Raw genomic sequence first — 20,686 nt, forward strand, 5'->3', positions numbered from 1 at the left:
CGCGCGTGACCTCGCCGCGACGCTGAGGAAGAACGCTCATCATCATGACGGTGCTTGCGGGAATCGCCGCTCTCGCGACGGCGGCATGTGTCGGCTACTACTTCGGCCGGCGCGCGGGCTCGACGCCGTCAACCTGGAGGAAGCGAACGGGTCGGATCGCGCTGGGAAGGCTGGCGATCAGTCTGCTCGTGTTGCTGACCGCACGCCGCATCCGGCAGGGCTTCCGGGCCGGGCGTATGCTCCCCGGCGCGGTGCCCCTCTGGGGACTGAGAGTGCTTGCGCCACTTGAGCTGTTGCGCGGCGGCGTTGCGCGGATGCGATCCTATTGAGGCGCGCCAGCTCGGTGAGCCAGGGAGGACGGGAACCGGTATGTCGGGACTAGAGGGCAAGGTAGCGCTCGTGACCGGTGCGTCGTCGGGCCTCGGCGCTGAGACGGCCCGGCTGCTTTCCCGCCAGGGCGCAACGGTTTTCGGCCTAGGCCGGGATACGGGACGCTTGGCCGAAGTGTTCGCCGACGTGGAACGGGGTTCATACGCGTCGGTGGACGTTGCTTCGGCGCAGGCCTGCAGGGACGCGGTGGAACAGTGCGTCCGCGAGTTGGGCGGACTGGACGTCCTTATCAACATCGCCGGGCGACACCAGATGCGGCGTACGGAGTCGATGACCGACGACGACTGGGCGCAAGACCTTGCGGTCAACCTGAACGGGCCGTTCTACCTCTGCAGGGCCGCACTGCCCCACCTGCTGGAGCGAGGCGGCAACATCGTTAACGTCAGCTCCATTGCCGGCGTCGAAGGCCAGGCCTATTCGGCCGGCTACTGCGCCGCCAAGCACGGGCTCATCGGGCTCACTCGTGCCCTGGCCGTGGAGTACACCGCGGATCGCTTGCGCGTCAACGCGGTATGTCCGGGCGGCATGCTGACGCCGCAACTCGAACGGTTCAGCGCGCCGGACAACCCGAACTTCGACCTGATCATGCGCACGGCCTCGCCACGCGGCATGATGGCGCCCCTCGACGTCGCGAACGTGATCGCGTTCCTTGCCAGCGATGCCGCCGCCGCCGTCCACGGCGCCGTCTATCGGGTCGACAACGGCAAGGGCGCCGGCTAAGAGACCCGTTGCGGTAGCGGGCGGGAACGCACCAGCGTCGGCCACCAGAACCACGGACCCAGGATCCTGAGGATGGACGGCACCACGAACGAACGCACGACCAGCGTGTCGAGCAGCAGGCCGATGCACACGGTCGAACCCACCTGACCGATCGTTCGCAGATCGCTGGTGAGCATTGCCAGCATGGTGAACGCGAACACCAAGCCCGCGGACGTCACCACACCGCCCGTGCTTCCGAGCGCGCGGATGAGACCGGTGTTCAACCCGGCCCCGATCTCCTCCTTGACCCGGGCGATCAACAGCAGGTTGTAGTCCGAACCCACCGCCACCAGGATGATGAACGTCAGCGGCAACACCAGCCAGTGCAGGGGCAGGCCGATGAGATGCTGCCAGACGAGCACGGAGAGGCCGAATGCCCCGGCATAGGAGAAGGCCACCGTGCCGGGAATGACCAACGCGGCGACCAGGCTTCGCGTGAGGAACATCATGATCAGAAAGATCAGCACGAAGGCGGCGATCGCCGCGATGAGCAGATCGGATGCGGCGTATTCCTTGATGTCCTTGTCGTTGGATCCCGAGCCGCCGATATAGACCCTCGCGCCGGCCAACGAGGTCTCCTTCAAAATCGTGGTTATCGCCCCGGGGAACCGTTCGACATGTTGCACGCCTTCGGGGCCCATGGCGTCCCCCTCGTGGGTGACGATGAACCGGGCGGCCTTGCCGTCGGGTGACATCATGAGCTGCATGCCCGTCTTGACGTCTTCGTTGTCGAAGCCTTCTCGGGGGATGTAAAAGAAGTCATCGCTGCGGGACTGGTCGAAATCAAGGCCCACATTGATCATGTCGTCGAATGTCTGGTCGGTCTGGGTGGACTGCAGATCCGCGGAGCCGTAGCTGTTGATCAAACGGGCCTGTAAAGCCTCCGAGTCGTCGGCCGTGAGTTTCAGCTGCGTGATTATCTGCGGCAAGACCCGATCAATGACCTCGAGGGAGGCCACGGCATCCTTGATGTCGTCGGCCATTTTGTCGATGCCGTCGAGCGCCTCGAACACCGACCTGAACGTCCAGCAAATCGGAATGTCGAAACAGTGCTTCTCCCAATAGAAATAGCTGCGGATCGGCCGGAAGAAATCGTCGAGATTCGAAAGTTCCGACCTCAATTCGTCGGTGACCTTTTGCATGTCCTCCATGGTGAGGACCGTTTTGTGCATCTCGTCCGACATCTGTTGGAAGAAGCCGATCTCTTTCCGTAAGACCGCGACGGTGTGCCCCGTGATCTGTGCCTGCTCGTCGGTATTCATGTTTTGCTGCCTGTTGAACGGGAGCTGTTGACCGTTCCCGCTGCCTTGCGTGGTGAACAAATAGGGAATCTTGGCGCGTTCCAATGCCCGGCCCATCGGCCTGGTGATGCTTTGCACCATCGCGACGCCGGGAAGGCGAATGAGACTTCTGGCCACCCGGTCCAAGGAGATGAAATCGGCCGAGTTCCGCATATCGTGGTCGGTCTCGACCATGAGCATCTCGGAGAACAGTTTGCTCTTGGAGAAGTGCCGATCCGCCGCCGCGAAACCCTGATTGGCCGGGGCATTGGGCGGCTGGTAGGCGCGGTCGTCGTAGTTCTGCCGGTAGGTCGGCACGAAGATCGCCCCGATCATCACGACGGCGGAACTGGCCGCCAGGATCGGCACCGGCCAGCGCACCACGCTCGCCCCGATCCGCCGATAGAGCCGGGCCTTCACCTTCTGTTTCGGGTCGAAGAGCCCGAAGAGACTGCCCACGGTCAACAGGGCCGGGCCGAGCGTCAGCGCCGCCGCGATGGTGAACAGCATGGTGATCGCGACGGCCGGCCCCATGGTGTGGAAGTAGTTGAGCCGCGCGAAACTCAGGCAGTAGCACGCGCCGGCGATGGTCAGCCCGGAGCCGATGATGATGGGCGTCACGCCCCGGTATGCGGTGAAAAACGCCTCCTCTCTGCTTTCGCCGGCCTGTCGCGCCTCGTGATAGCGACCCATCAAGAAGATCCCGTAATCGGTCCCCGCTCCCAGGGTCAGCGCGACGACGATGTTCACGGCGAATGACGAGAGTTCGATGTACCCGAGATGCCCGAGGGTTGCCACGATGCCCTTCGCGGCCAGCATCTCGATCAGGACTCCGGCCAAGGGGACCAGCAGGGTGGATATGGAGCGGTACACCAACAGCAGCATCACGACGATGAGGATGATCGTGACGATCGTGACGTTGTTCAAACTCGAATTGGCAATGGTCAGCGTGTCCGAGGCGAGCGGAGCCGCGCCGCTGACGTAGACCTTGAGTCCGGGCGGCGGCGTGTCCTTGGCGACGATGTCGCGAACGGCCTCGACGGACTGGTTCGCTTGCATTTGGCCGATATCGCCCGCGAGACGCAACAGCACGAATGCGGCCTTACCGTCGACGCTTTGCGCCCCCGCCGCGGTGATCGGCTTGCCCCACAGGTCCATGACGTACTGGACGTGCTTGGTGTCCTGCTTGAGCCGGCGCATCAAATCGCCGTAATACCGATGGTCCACGTCGCCCAACGGTCGGTCGGCTTCCAACACGACCATGGTCAAGCTGGTCGAGGTGGACTCGTGGAACTTCTCACCGATGCGCAGCATGGCACGCTGCGACGGCGCGTAGTGCGGGATCATCGGCCCGGCGAGTTCCTCTGCGACCCTTTCCACTTGGGGTATGAAGGTGTTCGTCGTCACGGCGAGGAGGGCCCAGAAGACGATGATCGGTATCGCGAGGATCCGGACGGTTTTCGCGAGGAAGGGCCGTTTGGCCCGATGTTCGCTCATGCGGATTTCACCCTGCAGGTGACGTCCGCGTCCTCATGGGTATCCGACTGTTCGTCGCGGACAACGCCATTCACCAGTATCCGGCAGCCCAGGCGACCACCATGCACCTGCGCCGAGACGCTGCCCGACACCACGGTGAGTGTGGTCGTCTCCGTGTGCGACCACGGCAGGGTCGTGAGATCGACCCGGTGCGGGCGGCCGTCGATGTCCACGTAGACGAGCATTCCCCCTCGCCCGACGGAGCCGAACAACTCGTAGGTGAGTCGTTTGGGAGTCGTCTGCTCAGGCGCTTGCGGGCCGTTGACCGTGATGACGGGCCCGGGAGCGGAGAACTGGTGCACCTTCCACATGCACACCACACCCACGCTCACCGCGACGACGGCAACCAACGGCATCCAGGCGCGCGCCAAGACGGTCCTGCCGATTGGACGCGGGCTCACCCGATCACCTCCCCGAACCCGTCCGGGACCTCGTGTTCTCGCTTCGTCCCCGGCTTTCCCGCACCGGCAGGCAAACCCGGGGTTCTATATCAACTAGGTTGACATATGGACGTGCCGAGCGTATCAGCACGGGGGCGGAACACGAACAGCGGGTGTGGGGGCGTTGTCACCCGCGGGTCCCGTCGGCGGCTCAGCTACCCCGAATGGGAGCAACAATGCTGTGAGGTCGCGAATGACTCACGACGCTTTTTGCAAGCGCTTTTTCAACCGTGCGCTGCTGAGCAGCCGAAGGGCCAGGTTCGTCGACGTCAACATGGGGATCACCCCGAGAAATGTTCGCTCGGAGGGCGTGGCGCCGTGCAGGTGGTAAAGACTGCCGAACACATAAAAGCATCCCAGCATGAACAAAGCGCCGGGGATGCAGTACGCCATCAAGGAGCTACGATCGGCAACGATTTGTTTCGCAAAGTCCAACTCTTCCTTCGACATTGGCTCGCGCTTGCGCAACTTCTTCACAACCACCCTGGCGCTGCCAATTTCTTCGCTTATCGGTATGGGTGTTCGGGCCTCCATCCGTCTTACCAATACGGAAGCAAAGGCGGCCAACACCAACGCCAGCGCGAAGGCGAGCACCGTGAGATAACCGAATAAACTCACGTCCATTATTCCAGTCCTTTGCTCGGCCGTGGCGATGGACCCATATTTCTCCTGGCAGGAAGGTTCGAGTCTCCTAACCCCACAGACTAACTTGTTACGTTGCCGTCGCCGGACCTTGCCAACGTGAATTAGAACGTGTTCTAGTTGGGCGGTGACGCTCCAGGGCCCGCCGGCCGGCGCATCGTGACCACCCGCCGCAGTCCGTTTCGGACCGATCTCCTTGCGGGAAAGGTGGCCTTGGTCACCGGCGGCGCCACCGGGCTGGGCCTGGAGATCGCCCGGGTGTTGGGCGCCCACGGCGCCCGGGTCGCCCTGTGCAGCCGGAAGGAGGCCAACCTGCAGGCGGCCGTTGCGGCGTTGCGGCGCGAGGGAATTGAGGCCACCTACGGCGTCTGCGACGTCCGCCGTCACGAGGAGGTGACGGCCGTCGTCGAGCACGCGTTGCGCGCGTTCGGTCGGCTCGACGTCGTGGTCAACAATGCCGCCGGAAACTTCCCCGTCCCAATCAGCGGCCTGAGCCCCAACGGATTCAAAGCCGTGGTCGACATCGACCTGCTCGGGACGTTCAACGCATCGAAGGCGGCCTACGAGCTATGGCTACGTGACCACGGCGGCGCCGTGGTGAACATCAGCGCCGCAATCCAGTACCGCGGCATGGCCCTGCAGGCGCACGTCGTTTCCGCCAAGGCCGGCGTCGACGCGCTGACCCGCGCCTGCGCGATCGAATGGGGGCCCGACGGGGTGCGGGTCAATGTCGTTGCCCCCGGGGCGATGTCGGGAACCGAGGGAGTCAAGCGAATCGCCGGCGACGACCGCCACCGCACCGCCCAGAACCCGCTGCGGCGTCCCGGTTCGACCACCGAGGTCGCCGAAGCGGTCCTCTTCCTGGCCAGCGACGCGGCCTCCTACGTCACGGGAGCGACACTGGTCGTCGACGGCGGCGGTTGGTTAACTGCCAGCGGGATACCGGACTTGCCGGGCTACCGCTAGACGGTCACGGTCAGCGGCCAGACGTTCCAGATCTCGTCGCAGTACTCGGTGATGGCGCGATCCGACGAAAACTTGCCGCTGCGCGCGGTATTCAGGATCGACATCTTCGTCCAGGAGTCCCTGTCCCGCCAGGCGGCGCTCACCCGCTCCTGGCAGTCGATGTAGGACGCGTAGTCGGCGCACACCAGGAACGGGTCGTCGTGGCGCAGGTTGTCCACCAGCGGCCGGAACACCCCCGTGTCGCCGCGCGAAAAGGCCCCGGTGGCAATGAGGTCCAAGGCCGCGCGCAGCTCGTCGTTGCCGTCGATGTAATCGGCCGGGCGGTAGCCGTCGGCCTTGAGCGCCTGGACCTCCCGCACCGTCAGGCCGAACAGGAAGAAGTTCTCCGGCCCGACCTCGTCGCGCATCTCGACGTTCGCGCCGTCGAGCGTGCCGATGGTCAGGGCGCCGTTGATCATGAACTTCATGTTCCCGGTGCCCGACGCCTCCTTGCCCGCGGTGGAGATCTGTTCGGACAGATCGGCGGCCGGGTAGATCATGTGCGCGTTCTTCACGCCGAAGTTCGGCACGAACGCCACTTTGAGGAACCGGTTGACGTCCGGGTCGTTGTTGACCGTCTCCCCGACGGCGTTGATCAGCTTGATGATTCGTTTGGCCATGAAGTAGCCCGGGGCGGCCTTGCCGCCGAAGATGAACGCGCGCTGGGGAATCGACAGGCCGGGGTTCTGCTTGAGCCGGTGGTACAGCGTGACGATGTGCAGGACGTTGAGGTGCTGGCGCTTGTACTCGTGGATGCGCTTGACTTGGACGTCGAACATCCAGTCCGGGCTGACTTCGACGCCCGCGGCCGAGCGGACGTATGCGGCGAGGCGCGCCTTGTTGCCGCGTTTGATGTCGCGCCACTGCGTACGGAAGGCGGCGTCGTCGACGAACGGTTCCAGCCCGCGCAGGCGGCCCAGATCGGTCAGCCAGCCGTCGCCGACGGTGCGGTCCAGCAGCTCGCGGAGCCCGGGGTTGGCCAGCGCCAGGAAGCGGCGCGGCGTCACGCCGTTTGTCTTGTTGCTGAACCGCTCCGGCCACATCTCGTAAAAGTCTTTGAGCACACTGGCTTTCAGCAGGTCAGAGTGCAGCGCGGCGACACCGTTGATGGCGTGGCTGCCCACCGTCGCCAGGTGTGCCATCCGGACGAACTTGGCGCCGTCGTCGCCGATGAGCGACATCCGGCGCACCCGGTCCTCGTCGCCGGGGAACCGGGTGCGCACCTCGTCAAGGAACCGGCGGTTGATCTCGTAGACGATCTCGAGGTGCCGCGGCAGCGATTCGGCGAACATCTCCAGCGGCCAGGTCTCCAGCGCCTCGGGCAGCAGGGTGTGGTTGGTGTAACCGAACGTCGCGACCGTGATGTCCCACGCCTCGTCCCAGTCCAGCCGGCGCTCGTCTACCAGCAGCCGCATCAGCTCGGCGACGGCGATCGAGGGATGGGTGTCGTTGAGCTGCAACGCAAACCGCTGGGGGAGTTCTTTGACGGAGAGGTCGGCTAGATCATCGACGATGTGCAACACGTGCTGCAGCGAGCAGGACACGAAGAAGTACTGCTGCAGCAGGCGCAGCCGCTTGCCCACCTCCGGCTCGTCGTTGGGGTACAGCACCTTGGTGACCGTCTCGGAGGTGACCTCGTCCTCGACGGCCTTGTAGTAGTCACCGGTGTTGAAGGCCTCCAACGCAAACGACTTGACGGCGCGCGCGCTCCACAACGTCAGCACGTTGCACGTGTTGACGCCGTAGCCCTGGATGGGCGTGTCGTAGGCGACGCCCTTCAGCAGCCGCCCCGGCACCCACCGGACGCGGTCGTGGCCGGCGTCATCGGTGTAGTGCTCGACGTAGCCGCCCCATTTGACCGGGTAGTTGACGTCGGGTTTGGCGATTTCCCAAGGGTTTCCGCTGTCCAGCCAGTTGTCGGTCTGCTCGACCTGCCAGCCGTCGCGGATCTCCTGGTCGAAGATGCCGAATTCGTAGCGGATGCCGTAGCCGATCGCCGGGCGCTCGAGGGTGGCCAGCGAGTCCAGGTAGCACGCGGCGAGCCTGCCCAGGCCGCCGTTGCCCAGCCCCGGTTCCTCCTCGCACGCCAGGACCTCGTCGAAATTCTGGCCCATCGCCGCCAGCGCGGTCTTGGCCGCCCGCTCCATGCGGAGGTTCAGCAGGTTGTTGCCCAGCTGCGGACCCATCAGGAATTCCGCCGACAGGTAGCAGGTCACCTTGCGGCCGAGGTCGAGTGAGGTCTGCGTCGAGGCCACCCGGCGGTCTTGCATGCGGTCACGCACGGCCAGCGCGAGCGCCCGGTAGTAGTGCTCGGGCCGCAGCGCGGCGGCCGGGCGGCCGATCGAGTAGCGCAAGTGATCGGTGATCGCCCGGTGCAGCGCGGCCGCCCCCATCCCGGTGCGGGAGTGCTCGGCGAGGTCGGCCCGTGCCGGACCGGTGGGGGACATTCCGTCGGAGGGTGTCTGATCGACATCGGTCATCGTGGTCCTACTTCCTAGAGATTGGGACAGCACGTCACCCGTGCGCAGGCCGCCAGTCTGGCAGCGGTGTTTGCACACCAGGCGCGCAATTGACGTCGGCCGCGTGAACGCAAGCCCACGCGCTGGCGACGAAACGGCGCGCGCCGGGCACAGGCCCGGTCCCTTACCGCCGCAACCGAAGACCTAACCGGTGGCGGTCATGTGGTCGTCGCCGGCGGCCCACGATCGGCCCGCGCCAGATGACTTCGGCGTTGACCCCGGCGATCACCATGCTGCTTGGGCCGCGGTCAATGCGCGCCGGCCAGGTTCAACGTGACCACGCCGGCGATGATCAGCGCGACGCCGACGACCTTTGCCACGGACAACGAGGAGCCGAGGAACAGCACGGCGATCACGACGATGGTGGCCGTACCGATTGCCGACCACAACGCATACGCGACGTCCGTCTGCATGCCCCGCGAGATCGACAGCGCGAGGAACACGAACGAGACGGCGTAGCCGACCAGACAGAATGCGGTCGGCCACGGTCGGGTGAACCCCTCCGTGCTCTTGAGCAGGCTGGTCGCGGCCACCTCCGTGAAGATCGCGCAGAAGAGCAATAGGTAAGTCACGACGCCTCCCACAGCCTTTGCAACTCTCGCTCGGTGGCGGTCGGAATCAGACCCGACGGCGCGAATCGTTTTGACGGCACCGGGTCGTCTTCGGTCAACGGCCTGCCGCCACCACGAATCGTTTTGAACGCGACGACAATTCCGGCGATCACCACAATGACGACGACCACCGCGAAGAGAATCGACAGGGCGCCCTGGACGAAGGTGTTCCTGATGACGTCGTCGAGCTGATGGGCGTTTTTCGCCGAACCGAACGCCGTCTTGCCCGCTTGTTTGGCGGCCAGGTACCGATGGTGCTGTGCCCAATAGCCGACGGCCGGATCCGCGGAGAAGATCTTCTGCCACGACGCGGTCAGCGTGACCGCCAGATCCCACAGCAGCGGGGCGCCGGGGATCAAAGCCCATTTGAGTAGCCCCTTCTTGATGACCACCACGGTGACGACGGTCAGCGCCACCGCGGCCAGCAGCTGGTTGGCGATGCCGAACAGCGGGAACAGCGTGTTGATCCCGCCCAGCGGATCCGTCACACCCATCAGCAGGATGCCGCCCCAGGCCGCGGCCACGGCCAGGCTGCACACCCATACGCCCGGGCGCCAGCTCGGGTTGCGCAGCCTGGTCAGCGGGCCACCCACGTTGCCCAGGGTGTCGGAGAGCATGAAACGCGCGACCCGGGTGCCCGCGTCGACGGCCGTCAGGATGAACAGCGCCTCGAACATGATCGCGAAGTGGTACCAGAACGCCTTGAGGCCCGCGCCGCCGAACGAGCGCTGCAGCACCTCGGACATGCCGACCGCCAGCGTCGGCGCCCCGCCGGTGCGCGACACGATCGACTTTTCGCCCACGCCGGCGGCGGCCTGATTGAGCTGGCCCGCGGTGGCCGCAGGCCCCGACAAGCCGAGCCGGTTGACGTAGTCCGCGGCGGTGGCCGCGGTGCCGCCGGTCTGCGCGGCCGGCGCGTTGAGCGCGAAATACACGTGCTGGTCGAGGATCGCCGCGCTGATCAGCGCCATGACCGCGACGAACGACTCGGTGAGCATGCCGCCATAGCCGATCAGCCGCATCTGGCTCTCCTTCTCCAGCAGCTTCGGCGTCGTCCCCGACGAGATCAGCGCGTGAAACCCGGACAGCGCGCCGCACGCGATGGTGATGAACAGGAACGGGAACAGCGAGCCGGGGAACACCGGTCCGTCGCCGCTGCTGGCGAACCGCGAGACCGCGGGCGCCTGCATGACCGGGTGGGCCACGCAGATGCCGACCGCGAGCAGGCCGATGCTGCCGACCTTCATGAACGTCGACAGATAGTCGCGCGGAGCGAGCAGCAGCCACACCGGCAGCACCGACGCGACGAAACCGTAACCGATGATCAACCACGACACCGTCACCGGTGAGAGGTTGAACCAGGCTGTGCCCCAGTGTGTTTCGCTCACCCAGTCGCCGGAGGCCACGGCGAGCAGCAGGAGTGCCAGGCCGAGGAGCGAGACTTCGGCCACCCGGCCGGGGCGCAGGAACCGCAGATAGCAGCCCATGAAGAGGGCGATGGGGATGGTCATGGCAATGGAGAACACGCCCCAGGGGCTCTGGGCCAGCCCCCGCACCACCACGAGAGCGAGCACCGCGATGATGATCACCATGATGACGAAGGCCCCGAGGAGGGCGGCGGCGCCGCCGGTGGCGCCGAGCTCGTCGCGGGCCATCTGGCCCAGAGAACGGCCCCGCCGCCGGGTGGAGATCCACAACACCAGGTAGTCCTGCACGGCGCCGGCGAACACCGCGCCGACGACGATCCAGATGGTGCAGGGCAGGTAGCCCATCTGGGTCGCCAGCACCGGACCGACGAGCGGCCCGGCGCCGGCGATGGCGGCGAAATGATGGCCGAACAGCACCCGCCGGTCGGTCGGCACGTAGTCGGAGCCGTCGTCGAGCACTTCGGCCGGCGTGGCGCGGTCGTCGCGCGGCCGCACGATCTTCAGCTCGATCAACCGGGCATAGAAGCGGAATCCGATGACGTAGGTGCAGATCGCCGCGACCACGAACCAGACCGCGTTCACGGTCTCGCCGCGAGCGAACGCGACGATCGCCCACGCGATGGCGCCGATCACCGCGATCACGGCGAAGACGACTTTGTGCCGGGTGGTGATGGGGGAGCGGTCGATGATCGCCACGGGCGGCAGGTCGACGTCGGTAACGACGTAGGTGACGTCACCGGCCACGTGGTCTCCTCTTTCGTGTGTGCGGGTGTGAATCTACCGACGCCGCACCGGCGCGTCGCGGCGGATCAATACAGCGCCCGCACGGCGTCGATGGTGTCGGCTTCGGCCGGGCCCTTGTCGCTGCGGTAGCGCACCACCCGGGCGAACCGCAGCGCCAGCCCGCCGGGATAGCGCGACGACTTCTGCACACCGTCCAGGGCCACCTCGACCACCTGCTCGGGGCGCAGTTTGACGACGTAGTTGTCCGTCGGGCCGACGGCGAGTTCGGTGAATCGGGCGGTCTGCCAGTCCAGCATGGCGTCGGTCATGCCCTTGAAAGTCTTTCCGACCATGACGAATTCGCCGGTGACCGGGTCACGGGCGCCCAGGTGGATATTGGAGAGTTTGCCGCGGCGGCGCCCCGACCCCCATTCCACGGCGAGCACCACCAGATCCAGGGTGTGCACCGGCTTGATCTTCAGCCAGCCCGCCCCGCGCCGGCCCGCGAGGTAGGGCGCGTCCGGCGCCTTGGCCATCAGCCCTTCGTGGCCGGCGGCCAGCGTGGCGTCGAGGAAGTCGGCGGCCCGCGCAGGGTCCGACGTCACCAGCCGATCGACCCGTTGCGCGGGCGGCACCAGCGCGTCCAGGGCGGCCAGCCGGTCGGTGGTCGGCGCGTCGAGCAGGTCGAGCCCGTCGCAGTGCAGGATGTCGAAGAAGAACACCGAAAGCCGCTGTGCGGCAACCGCGGCCGCCACGTCGACGGCGCGGCCGAACCGGGAAGCGGTGACCTGGAAGCGGTGCGGCCGGTTGTCGGGCCGCAGCGCGATCGCCTCACCGTCGGCGATCAGGTCGGTGACGGGCAGTGCCAGCGTCGCCTCCACCACCTCGGGCAGCCGGGCGGTGACGTCGTCGAGGCTGCGGGTGTACACCGTGACCTCGGCGCCCGCCCGGTGGATCTGCACCCGCGCGCCGTCCAGCTTTGCCTCGAAAATCGTTGTGCCGCCATGACGTTCGAGCGCATCGGCAACGCCGGACGCGGTCTGCGCCAGCATCGGGCCGACCGGCCGGCCGACCCGCAGGGCGAACGAATCCAGGGCCGCGCCGGACAGCGCGGCCACCGCGACCGCCGGCAGGTCCCCGCCCAGCATCGCGGCGCGCTGCACCGCGGCGGCGGGGATCCCGGCGGCCTTGGCCACCGCGTCGGCCATGATCCCGGCCAGCGCGCCCTGGCGTAGCTCGCCGCCGAGCAACCGCAGCAGGAAGGCCTGCTCGGTTTCGGTCGCGGCGGCGAACAACCCGGCGACGAGTTCGGCGCGCCTGGCTTGCGCGCCCTTGCCCGATACGGCCCCGATCTCCGAGAAGATGGCGTCGACGCCGCCGACCGTCAGCGCCGGATGCGGCGCCGGCGGCGGACGCGACCGCAGCGACGCCCAGCCGACCCCGATCTGGCGCTGGCGCAGCTCACCCGAGAGCCACGCCACGACAATCGCGACCACGTGCGGGTCGGCCGCGGCGCGGCGCAGCAGGTCGGCGATGTGCGCCACCTTGGTCAGGCGCGACGACGTGGCGCCCACGTCAAGCGACGTAGTCGCCACGTCGATGAGGAGCACGAAGTTCAGCTTGGCATGGCTCGCCGACAACCCCGCGAAACGGACAAGCTAGCGTGCCTACGTAACGTTACAAATTGCGCAGATTCTGACAAGGCTGATAAGGAGGGTCCGGATGGAGATCAACGGAAAGAAGGTCGTCGTCATCGGCGGCGCGTCGGGGATGGGTCGCGCCACCGCCGAGCTGCTGGCCGAACGCGGGGCGGACGTGGTGGTGCTCGACCGGGAGGGTTCCGACGGCAAGACCGTTGCCCAGGGGGTTGGCGGCGCGTTCTATCCGGTCGACGTCACCGACTTCACCGGCACCGAGGAGACGCTGCAGACCGCCGTCGACAAGCTGGGCGGCCTGCACGTCACGGTGACCACCGCCGGCGGCGGCATCGCCAAGCGGACGTTGACCAAGTCCGGTCCGCACGACCTCGAATCCTTCCAATCCGTGATCGACCTGAACCTCATCGCCACCTTCAACATCAGCCGGCTAGCGGCCGCGCACATGGCCAAGAACGAGCCCGAGGACCCCGAACAGACAGGGGAGCGCGGCGTCATCATCAACACCGCCTCGATCGCGGCGTTCGAGGGCCAGATCGGGCAGGTCGCCTACACCGCCGCCAAGGCCGCGATCGCCGGCATGTGCCTGACCATGGCCCGCGACCTCGGGTCGATGGGGATCCGGGTGCTGGCCATCGCGCCGAGCCTGTTTTTGACCGGGCTGACCGCGATGGTTCCCGACGAGATGGCGTCCCAGCTCGTCAAGGACGCGGCCTTCCCCAAGCGGATGGGCCGGCCCATCGAGTACGCCAAGCTGGCGGCGGCCATCGTGGACAACCCGATGCTCAACGGCCAATGCATTCGGCTGGACGCCGGCCAGCGGTTCGCGCCCAAGTAGTGCGCCCGTCGCCCCCTCCTTGCAATAAGTACACTCTTTAGGCAGCCAGACACACCCCGGTAGCGGCGCGAGGAGGACCCGTCATGGGTATCGCACTGACCGACGACCATCGCGAACTCGCGGGGGTCGCCCGCGCTTTTTTGACCTCGCAAAAGGCGCGCTGGGCCGCGCGATCGCTGCTCGACGCGCCCGACGAGGGCCGGCCCGGATTCTGGCAGGACTTGGTGGAGCTCGGCTGGCTCGGCCTGCACATCGACGAGGAGCACGGCGGCTCGGGATACGGGTTGCCCGAACTCGTGGTGGTGATCGAGGAGCTGGGCCGGGCGGTGGCGCCGGGACCGTTCGTGCCCACCGTGATCGCGTCGGCGGTGATCGCCAAAGTCGGTACCGCCGAACAAAAGTCGCGCCTGCTGCCCGGGCTGATCGACGGAACCGTCACCGCGGGAATCGGCCTGGGCGGCCAGGTGCGGCTCAAGGACGGGCTGGCCGACGGTGAGGCCGGCATCGCGCTGGGCGCCGGGCTGGCCGACCTGCTGCTGATCGCCGCGGACGACGACGTGCTGCTGCTGGAACGCGGCCGCGACGGCGTGTCGGTGGACGTGCCCGGCAACTTCGATCCGACCCGGCGGTCCGGGCGCGTCCGCCTGCACAACGTGAGCGTCACCGCGGCCGACGTTTTGTCGGGGGCACGGGCGTCGGCCCTGGCGCGGGCGCGGACATTGCTGGCCGCCGAGGCGGTGGGCGGGGCGTCGGACTGCGTCGACGCCGCCGTCGCCTATGCCAAGGTGCGCCAGCAATTCGGCCGCACCATCGCGACTTTCCAAGCGGTGAAGCATCATTGCGCGAACATGTTGGTGGCCGCCGAGTCGGCGGTCGCCGCGGTGTGGGACGCCTCCCGCGCGGCCTCCGAGGACTCGTCGGAGGACGAAGCGCAGTTCCGGCTGGCCGCCGCGGTGGCGGCGGCGCTGGCGTTTCCGGCCTACGCGCGCAACGCCGAACTCAACATCCAGGTGCACGGCGGCATCGGCTTCACCTGGGAGCACGACGCGCATCTGCATCTGCGTCGGGCGCTGGTGATCGCCGCGCTGTTCGGCGGGGACGCGCCGGCCGCCGACGTGTTCGGGCGCACCGCCGCCGGCGCCGTCCGGGAAAACAGCCTGGACCTGCCGGCCGAGGCCGAGGAGCTGCGCACCCGCATCCGCGCCGACGCCGCCGAGATCGCCGCCCTGGACGGAAAAGCCCAGCGGGACAGGCTGATCGAGACCGGCTACGTGATGCCGCACTGGCCCAAGCCGTGGGGCCGCGCGGCCGACGCGGTCGAGCAGCTGGTGACCGAGGAAGAATTCCGCGCGGCGGGCATCAAGCGACCCGACTACTCGATCACCGGGTGGGTGATCCTGACGCTAATCCAGCACGGAACACCTTGGCAAATAGAAAGATTCGTGGAGAAGGCGCTGCGCCAGGACGAGATCTGGTGCCAGCTGTTCTCCGAACCCGACGCGGGGTCGGACGCGGCATCGGTCAAGACCCGCGCCACCCGGGTCGACGGCGGCTGGAAGATCAACGGGCAGAAGGTGTGGACCAGCGGGGCGCAGTACTGCGCCCGCGGCCTGGCCACCGTGCGCACCGACCCCGACGCCCCCAAGCACGCCGGGATCACCACGGTGATCATCGACATGAAGGCGCCCGGGGTCGAGGTGCGGCCGTTGCGGCAGATCACCGGCGGCTCGGAATTCAACGAGGTGTTCTTCAGCGACGTGTTCGTGCCCGACGAGGACGTTGTCGGGGCACCCAACTCCGGGTGGACGGTCGCGCGGGCGACGCTGGGCAACGAGCGGGTCAGCATCGGCGGCAGCGGGTCGTTCTACGAGGGCTTGGCGGCGAAACTGGTGCGACTGGCCCAGGCGTCAGATCGGTTGGCGGGCGCGGAAATCCGGGTCGGGTACTACCTTGCCGAGGATCACGCGCTGCGGCTGCTGAACCTGCGCCGCGCCGCCCGCAGCGTCGAAGGGGCGGGCCCCGGCCCCGAGGGCAACGTCACCAAACTCAAGCTGGCCGAGCACATGATCGAGGGCGCCGCGATCTCGGCGGCGCTGCTGGGGCCCGAGCTCGCGCTGACCGACGGGCCCGGCGCGTTGGCCGGCCGGATGATCATGGGCGCGCGCGGCATGGCGATCGCCGGCGGCACCTCGGAGGTCACCCGCAACCAGATCGCCGAGCGGATTCTCGGCATGCCGCGCGACCCGCTGATCAGCTGATTTCTTTCTCGCGAGCGTGCGTGTCTGTACAGCGACACGCCGCGTGGGCCGGCATTCTGCGCACGCTCGCGGCGGGTCAGGCGGGCCCGAACAACGGCGCGCCGCCGCCGCCCCTCTCGGGCCGCATGTCGACGGGCATGCCGCACGTGACCGAATCCGGCTCGCAGCCAACGATATTGGCGGCCACCCGCAGCCCATCCTGTTCGGCGAGCTCGATGATGGCGATCACGTAGGGGGTCGGGATGTCCGGGTTATACGGGTGGTAGTTGACCGTATAGGTGAACACCGTGCCGCGTCCGGATACCGGCCGCGCCACCAACGGGCCGCCACAGTCGCGGCATTGGCCGGCCGCCGGATGCACCCAGCGCGCGCAATCGTCGCAGTGTTCGATGAGCAGCTGCGATGTCGGCTCGCCTGGCACGACCAATACAGTACACTCAATTGGTTCGGCGCGGCTCGACGGGACGGTGCGCATGACGTATTTCGAAAAAGACGCGATCTTGTCCGGCATCGGCATCTCCCGGATCGGCCGTCGCACCGGCATTCCCGGCCGGGAGCTGACCATGGAGGCGGTGCGGGCCGCCATCGGGGACGCCGGCCTGGCGCCCGTCGACGTCGACGGGATCGCGACCCTGGGCGACACCCCGGCCACGGAGGTCACCGCCGAATTGCGGATCGAGGCGGCCGACTGCGGGGCCGGATTCGGCACCGGCGGCCTGCTGAGCCCGGTGATGTCGGCGTGCCGCGCGGTCGCCGAACGCCGAGTGCGCCACGCGATCGTCTACCGCACGATACAGATGCTCGGCGGCACGGTCCCGGTCAAACCGCAAGAGAATGCGCCCGCCCCACCGCTGGCGCGCATGTTCGAGACCCCGGAGGGCGCGCCCCGGCCCGCCGTCGGTGCGATGGACGACATTAACGAACTGGTTGCGGCCCAAGCTTATTCGGCCGCGAACTGGCTGGCGCTGAACTGCCGTCGGCACATGGAACTGTACGGCACCACCAAGGAACAGCTGGGCTGGCTGGCCCTCAACGGCAGGCGCAACGCCGCCTTGAACCCCCTTGCGGTCTATCGCGATCCGATGACGATGGCCGACTACCTGGGTGCGCGGCCGGTGTCGACGCCGTTCGGGCTGCTGGACTGCGACGTCCCCGTCGACGGCTCGATCGCGGTGGTGGTGTCGCACGCGGAGTACGCCCGCGACTGCCCGCACCGCGCGGTGGCGGTGGAGGCGATCGGCGGGTCCGACGGCGCCGGTGGCTGGTTCCACCGCGACGACTACCCCAAGATGGCGATGTCGGACGCCGCCGCACAGATGTGGTCGCGGACCGGCTTGATGCCCGCCGACCTCGACGTCGCCGAGTTGTACGACGGCTTCACGTTTCTCACCATCGCGTGGCTGGAGGCCCTCGGGGTCTGCGGTGACGGCGAGGCCGGGCCGTTCGTCGAGGGCGGCGCGCGGATCGCCCGCGACGGCGACCTGCCGCTGAACACCTACGGCGGCCAACTCTCGGCCGGGCGCATGCACGGCTACTGGGCGCTGCACGAGGGGTGCCTGCAGTTGCGCGGTGAGGCGGGGGAGCGGCAGGTGTCGCAACGCCCGGAGGTCGCCGTGGTCTCCGTGGGCGGCGGTCCCGTTGCCGGATGCATGTTGCTCACGTGTTGAGATAGCGTGCGGGGCAGTGTAATTGAGCCGCAGATGAGCGTGGACAAACTGGCCTCGAAGGTCGCCCGCCGGATCGAGGCGGACATCGTTCGCCGCGGCTGGCGGATCGGCGAATCCCTTGGCTCCGAACGGGCCTTGCAACAGCGCTACGGCGTGAGCCGATCGGTGCTGCGGGAGGCCGTTCGCCTCGTCGAACACCACCAGGTTGCCCGGATGCGCCGCGGACCGGGCGGCGGGCTGCTGATCTGCCAGCCCGACGCCGGCCCCGCGACCCGCGCCGTCGTCATCTATCTCGAGTACCTGGGCACCACGCTGGACGACTTACTCAACGCGCGCCTGGTGCTCGAGCCGCTGGCGGCCTCCCTTGCCGCGGAACGGATCGACGAAGCCGGCATCGACCGGCTGCGGGCGGTGCTGCACGGTGAGGAACGCCGGAAGCCGGGTTCACCGGCGCCGCGCGACGAGTTCCACATCGCGCTGGCAGAGCAATCCAAAAGCCCCGTCCTGCAACTGTTCATCGACATCCTGATGAGGCTCACCACCCGATACGCCCTGCAGTCGCGCGCAGACTCGGCGAGCGAGGCCATTGAGGCACTCGACCAGATGCACCACGACCACGGCCAAATCGTTGCCGCCGTCACCGCCGGAGACTCGGCGCGGGCCAAGACGCTCAGCGAACGTCACGTCGAAGCGGTGACCGCCTGGCTGCAGGAACATCACCCCGGCGACGGTGCGAGCGGGCGCGGTGCCCCGAAGGGCCGGGGGCGGCTCGACCGTGACGCACCCCACGGCAAGCTCGCCGAGACGCTGGCGCTGACCATCGGCGACGAAATCGCCGCCGCCGGCTGGCCTCTCGGTTCCGTCGTCGGAACCGAGACCGCGTTGCTGGAGCGCTACCGGGTGAGCCGCGCGGTGTTCCGGGAAGCGGTGCGGCTGCTCGAATATCACTCGGTCGCGCGGATGCGGCGCGGACCCGGCGGCGGGCTGATCGTCACAAAACCTCAGGCGCAGGCCAGCATTGACACCATCGCCCTGTACCTGCAGTACCGCAAGCCCAGTCGCGAAGACTTACGCCGCGTCCGGGATGCCATCGAGATCGACAACGTCGCCAAGGTCGTCAAGCGGCGCGCCGAACCAGAGGTGGCGGCCTTCCTGAAAAGCCACGGATCCGTGCTCGATAAAGACCTTCGGGGAACGCCCGGCGACACGCGCCAGGCCGCCGTCGAGGAGTTTCGGTTTCACCTCGGGCTGGCGCAGCTGGCCGGCAACGCGCTGCTGGATCTGTTCCTCCGCATCATCATCGAGCTGTTTCGCCGGCATTGGTCCAGCACCGGTCAGGCGCCGCTCACGTGGGCCGACGTCGTGGCTGTCGAGCACGCTCATTTGCGGATTCTGCAGGCGATCGAGGCCGGCGACGACAGCCTCGCCGGCTACCGCATCCGTCGTCATTTGGACGCCGCGGCGTCCTGGTGGCTCTAGCACCCTGGCGTCGCGCCGGCGTGGACGTGAGCGGTTCGGTGCATAGCGAAGGCCGTTCGCGGGTATGGGAATGGGAAAAGTTAGGGGCCGGTCCGGCAGAGGTTGGCGGTAGTGATCGAAAGCGAGAGCGCGGGAATGACGGCGGGCACGGGAACCGGGCAACCCGGGTTCGTTCATTCCGCGCTCCTTTACCACTCACAGCGGGAGTACCTGGACGCCGTGGTGCGCTTCGTGATCGATGGTCTGGCGATGGACGAGGCGGTGCTGGTCGCGGTGCCGGGCGACAAGCTCTGGTTGCTGCGTGACGCGTTGCGCGGCGCGGGCGGCTGGCCGGCCGGGTTGCATATGGCCGATATCGCCGAGGTCGCCCGCAACCCGAGCCGGTTTATGGCGATGGAGGGTTCCTTCGCCGACGAGCACGCCGGCCGACGGGTGCGGGTCGTCAGCCAACTCGCCTGGCCCGGCCGCGGCCGGGACGAGTTCGTCGCCTGCATAGAGCACGAGGCGCTGGTCAACGAGGCCCTCTCGGGTTACCCGGCGACGGTGCTGTGCCTTTACGACGCGGGCCGGCTGGACGACTGTGTGCTGGCGGACGCCCGCGCGACCCACCCCCTGCTGTGGAGAGGCGGTTTGCTGTGTCCCAGCGCCGATTACGCGCCGGGGGACGTCCTGGAGCGCTGCAACCAGCCGCTGCCCGTCAACCCGGGGGCCGTCACGTACATGGTGAGCGAGTCTGCGGACCTTCGCCCCGCGCGGTCCTTTGCGGTCGACTACGCCGGCTGGGTTGGGTTGTCCCAGGACAGCATCGAGGATCTGCAACTGATCGCCACGGAGCTGGCCACCAACAGCCTGATGTATACCGGCGGGGCGTGCCGGCTGGCCTTCTGGCGCAACGACGAGCACCTGGTCTGCGAGGCGCGCGACACCGGGCGCTTTGACGACCCGCTGGTCGGACGCTTGGACCCGGGGCCCGGCGGCCCCGCCAGCCGCGGGCTTTTTCTAGTCAACGCCATATCCGACCTGGTGCGCACACACACCACGTCGGCCGGAACGACGATCCAGGCATACCTTCGGTTCGGCCCGTCGCCGCGGCCGAATGGCTGAGACCTGACTATTGCTCTTCTGTGTACCGATCAGGCGCCGCTGTGCGCCGGCGCCACGACCGAGCCGCCCGGCGCCGGGGCGCTCTTGGTGGAGGGCGGGGCCGGTGCCGGGCCGGGGCCGGCGGTGCTGCCCCCTGCGCAGCCAGCCGCCAGCACCGCGAATACCGCGGCCAGCAGCGCGCCCAGTGTCCGAACCAACAGCATCGGCTTGCCCGTCTTCTTCGCCGTCATAGATCACGCCTTTCGTCGCCTGCTACTCGTCCGTTCGTGGTATGAAAGCCCCACCGCCCCAAATGTTATCGTCATCGCCCGACAGCGCGAGCCGTATTGGCCGCCGGCTGCGGAAGCGCTTGC

General features: G+C 67.6%; 17 protein-coding genes. 8 read left to right on the top strand and 9 right to left on the bottom strand.

The genetic code is table 11. From position 1 onward, the window contains the following. Positions 1 to 44: 44 nt before the first annotated feature. Together K3U93_RS07185 and K3U93_RS07190 are read left to right on the top strand one after the other, a co-directional pair. The gene (locus K3U93_RS07185; protein WP_083010585.1) at positions 45 to 329 is read left to right on the top strand and encodes a hypothetical protein; all 285 of its coding nucleotides are present in this window, start codon (positions 45 to 47) and stop codon (positions 327 to 329) included. 40 nt (positions 330 to 369) lie between these two features. Continuing rightward, positions 370 to 1,110 (top strand): SDR family NAD(P)-dependent oxidoreductase, encoded by a 741-nt coding sequence (locus tag K3U93_RS07190; RefSeq protein ID WP_083010584.1) that lies wholly within the window; start codon positions 370 to 372, stop codon positions 1,108 to 1,110. Here K3U93_RS07190 and K3U93_RS07195 read toward each other — a convergent pair. The 3 genes from K3U93_RS07195 to K3U93_RS07205 all read right to left on the bottom strand — a co-directional run bounded on the left by K3U93_RS07195 (position 1,107) and on the right by K3U93_RS07205 (position 5,029). Continuing rightward, positions 1,107 to 3,926, bottom strand: coding sequence for an MMPL/RND family transporter (locus K3U93_RS07195; RefSeq protein ID WP_083010583.1), 2,820 nt, complete (start codon positions 3,924 to 3,926; stop codon positions 1,107 to 1,109). The two genes, K3U93_RS07190 and K3U93_RS07195, sit on opposite strands and share 4 nt — an antisense overlap. Continuing rightward, positions 3,923 to 4,366 (bottom strand): MmpS family transport accessory protein, encoded by a 444-nt coding sequence (locus tag K3U93_RS07200; protein ID WP_176219960.1) that lies wholly within the window; start codon positions 4,364 to 4,366, stop codon positions 3,923 to 3,925. Before K3U93_RS07200 ends, K3U93_RS07195 begins: the two co-directional genes overlap by 4 nt. Before the next feature lie 237 nt (positions 4,367 to 4,603). Continuing rightward, positions 4,604 to 5,029 carry a hypothetical protein gene (locus K3U93_RS07205; protein WP_071512220.1) on the bottom strand — a complete coding sequence of 142 codons (426 nt, stop codon included), beginning with the start codon at positions 5,027 to 5,029 and terminating at the stop codon, positions 4,604 to 4,606. A gap of 138 nt (positions 5,030 to 5,167) precedes the next feature. Here K3U93_RS07205 and K3U93_RS07210 point away from each other — a divergent pair, with 138 nt between their 5' ends. Further along, on the top strand, positions 5,168 to 6,013 hold the full coding sequence (locus tag K3U93_RS07210; RefSeq protein WP_217808424.1) for an SDR family oxidoreductase: 846 nt from the start codon (positions 5,168 to 5,170) through the stop codon (positions 6,011 to 6,013). Here the strand turns inward: K3U93_RS07210 and K3U93_RS07215 are convergent. From K3U93_RS07215 to K3U93_RS07230, 4 genes are all read right to left on the bottom strand, one after another. Beyond that, positions 6,010 to 8,499, bottom strand: coding sequence for a glycogen/starch/alpha-glucan phosphorylase (locus K3U93_RS07215; RefSeq protein WP_083010581.1), 2,490 nt, complete (start codon positions 8,497 to 8,499; stop codon positions 6,010 to 6,012). The two genes, K3U93_RS07210 and K3U93_RS07215, sit on opposite strands and share 4 nt — an antisense overlap. Positions 8,500 to 8,819: 320 nt before the next feature. Further along, positions 8,820 to 9,143 carry a DMT family transporter gene (locus K3U93_RS07220; RefSeq protein ID WP_071510021.1) on the bottom strand — a complete coding sequence of 108 codons (324 nt, stop codon included), beginning with the start codon at positions 9,141 to 9,143 and terminating at the stop codon, positions 8,820 to 8,822. Continuing rightward, complete coding sequence (locus tag K3U93_RS07225; protein WP_230981606.1) at positions 9,140 to 11,353, bottom strand: carbon starvation CstA family protein; 2,214 nt, start codon at positions 11,351 to 11,353, stop codon at positions 9,140 to 9,142. The genes K3U93_RS07220 and K3U93_RS07225 overlap by 4 nt, the downstream gene beginning before the upstream one ends. A gap of 65 nt (positions 11,354 to 11,418) precedes the next feature. Next, positions 11,419 to 12,942: an ATP-dependent DNA ligase gene (locus K3U93_RS07230; RefSeq protein ID WP_083010606.1), complete on the bottom strand. Its 1,524-nt coding sequence runs from the start codon at positions 12,940 to 12,942 to the stop codon at positions 11,419 to 11,421. Between the two features lie 112 nt (positions 12,943 to 13,054). Here K3U93_RS07230 and K3U93_RS07235 point away from each other — a divergent pair, with 112 nt between their 5' ends. Both K3U93_RS07235 and K3U93_RS07240 read left to right on the top strand, forming a co-directional pair. Continuing rightward, positions 13,055 to 13,825: an SDR family NAD(P)-dependent oxidoreductase gene (locus K3U93_RS07235; RefSeq protein WP_071509988.1), complete on the top strand. Its 771-nt coding sequence runs from the start codon at positions 13,055 to 13,057 to the stop codon at positions 13,823 to 13,825. 83 nt (positions 13,826 to 13,908) lie between these two features. Then, a complete protein-coding gene (locus tag K3U93_RS07240) occupies positions 13,909 to 16,083 on the top strand; it encodes an acyl-CoA dehydrogenase family protein (RefSeq protein WP_071509989.1) in 2,175 nt (724 codons plus the stop codon). A 76-nt stretch (positions 16,084 to 16,159) separates the two neighbouring features. Here the strand turns inward: K3U93_RS07240 and K3U93_RS07245 are convergent, their stop codons facing one another. Beyond that, positions 16,160 to 16,504: a Zn-ribbon domain-containing OB-fold protein gene (locus K3U93_RS07245; RefSeq protein ID WP_230981607.1), complete on the bottom strand. Its 345-nt coding sequence runs from the start codon at positions 16,502 to 16,504 to the stop codon at positions 16,160 to 16,162. Between the two features lie 52 nt (positions 16,505 to 16,556). Here K3U93_RS07245 and K3U93_RS07250 point away from each other — a divergent pair, with 52 nt between their 5' ends. From K3U93_RS07250 to K3U93_RS07260, 3 genes are all read left to right on the top strand, one after another. Next, entirely contained in the window at positions 16,557 to 17,750 is a 1,194-nt protein-coding gene (locus K3U93_RS07250; protein ID WP_071509991.1) for a thiolase family protein, read from the top strand. A 33-nt stretch (positions 17,751 to 17,783) separates the two neighbouring features. Beyond that, the gene (locus tag K3U93_RS07255) at positions 17,784 to 19,229 is read left to right on the top strand and encodes a FadR/GntR family transcriptional regulator (RefSeq protein ID WP_071509992.1); all 1,446 of its coding nucleotides are present in this window, start codon (positions 17,784 to 17,786) and stop codon (positions 19,227 to 19,229) included. 111 nt (positions 19,230 to 19,340) lie between these two features. Then, positions 19,341 to 20,333: a sensor histidine kinase gene (locus K3U93_RS07260; protein WP_230981608.1), complete on the top strand. Its 993-nt coding sequence runs from the start codon at positions 19,341 to 19,343 to the stop codon at positions 20,331 to 20,333. Between the two features lie 29 nt (positions 20,334 to 20,362). Here K3U93_RS07260 and K3U93_RS07265 read toward each other — a convergent pair whose 3' ends face one another. Beyond that, complete coding sequence (locus K3U93_RS07265; RefSeq protein WP_071509993.1) at positions 20,363 to 20,563, bottom strand: hypothetical protein; 201 nt, start codon at positions 20,561 to 20,563, stop codon at positions 20,363 to 20,365. Between the last annotated feature and the right edge of the window lie 123 nt (positions 20,564 to 20,686).

The sequence above is a fragment of the Mycobacterium malmoense genome (genome assembly GCF_019645855.1).
GTDB lineage: Bacteria > Actinomycetota > Actinomycetes > Mycobacteriales > Mycobacteriaceae > Mycobacterium > Mycobacterium malmoense.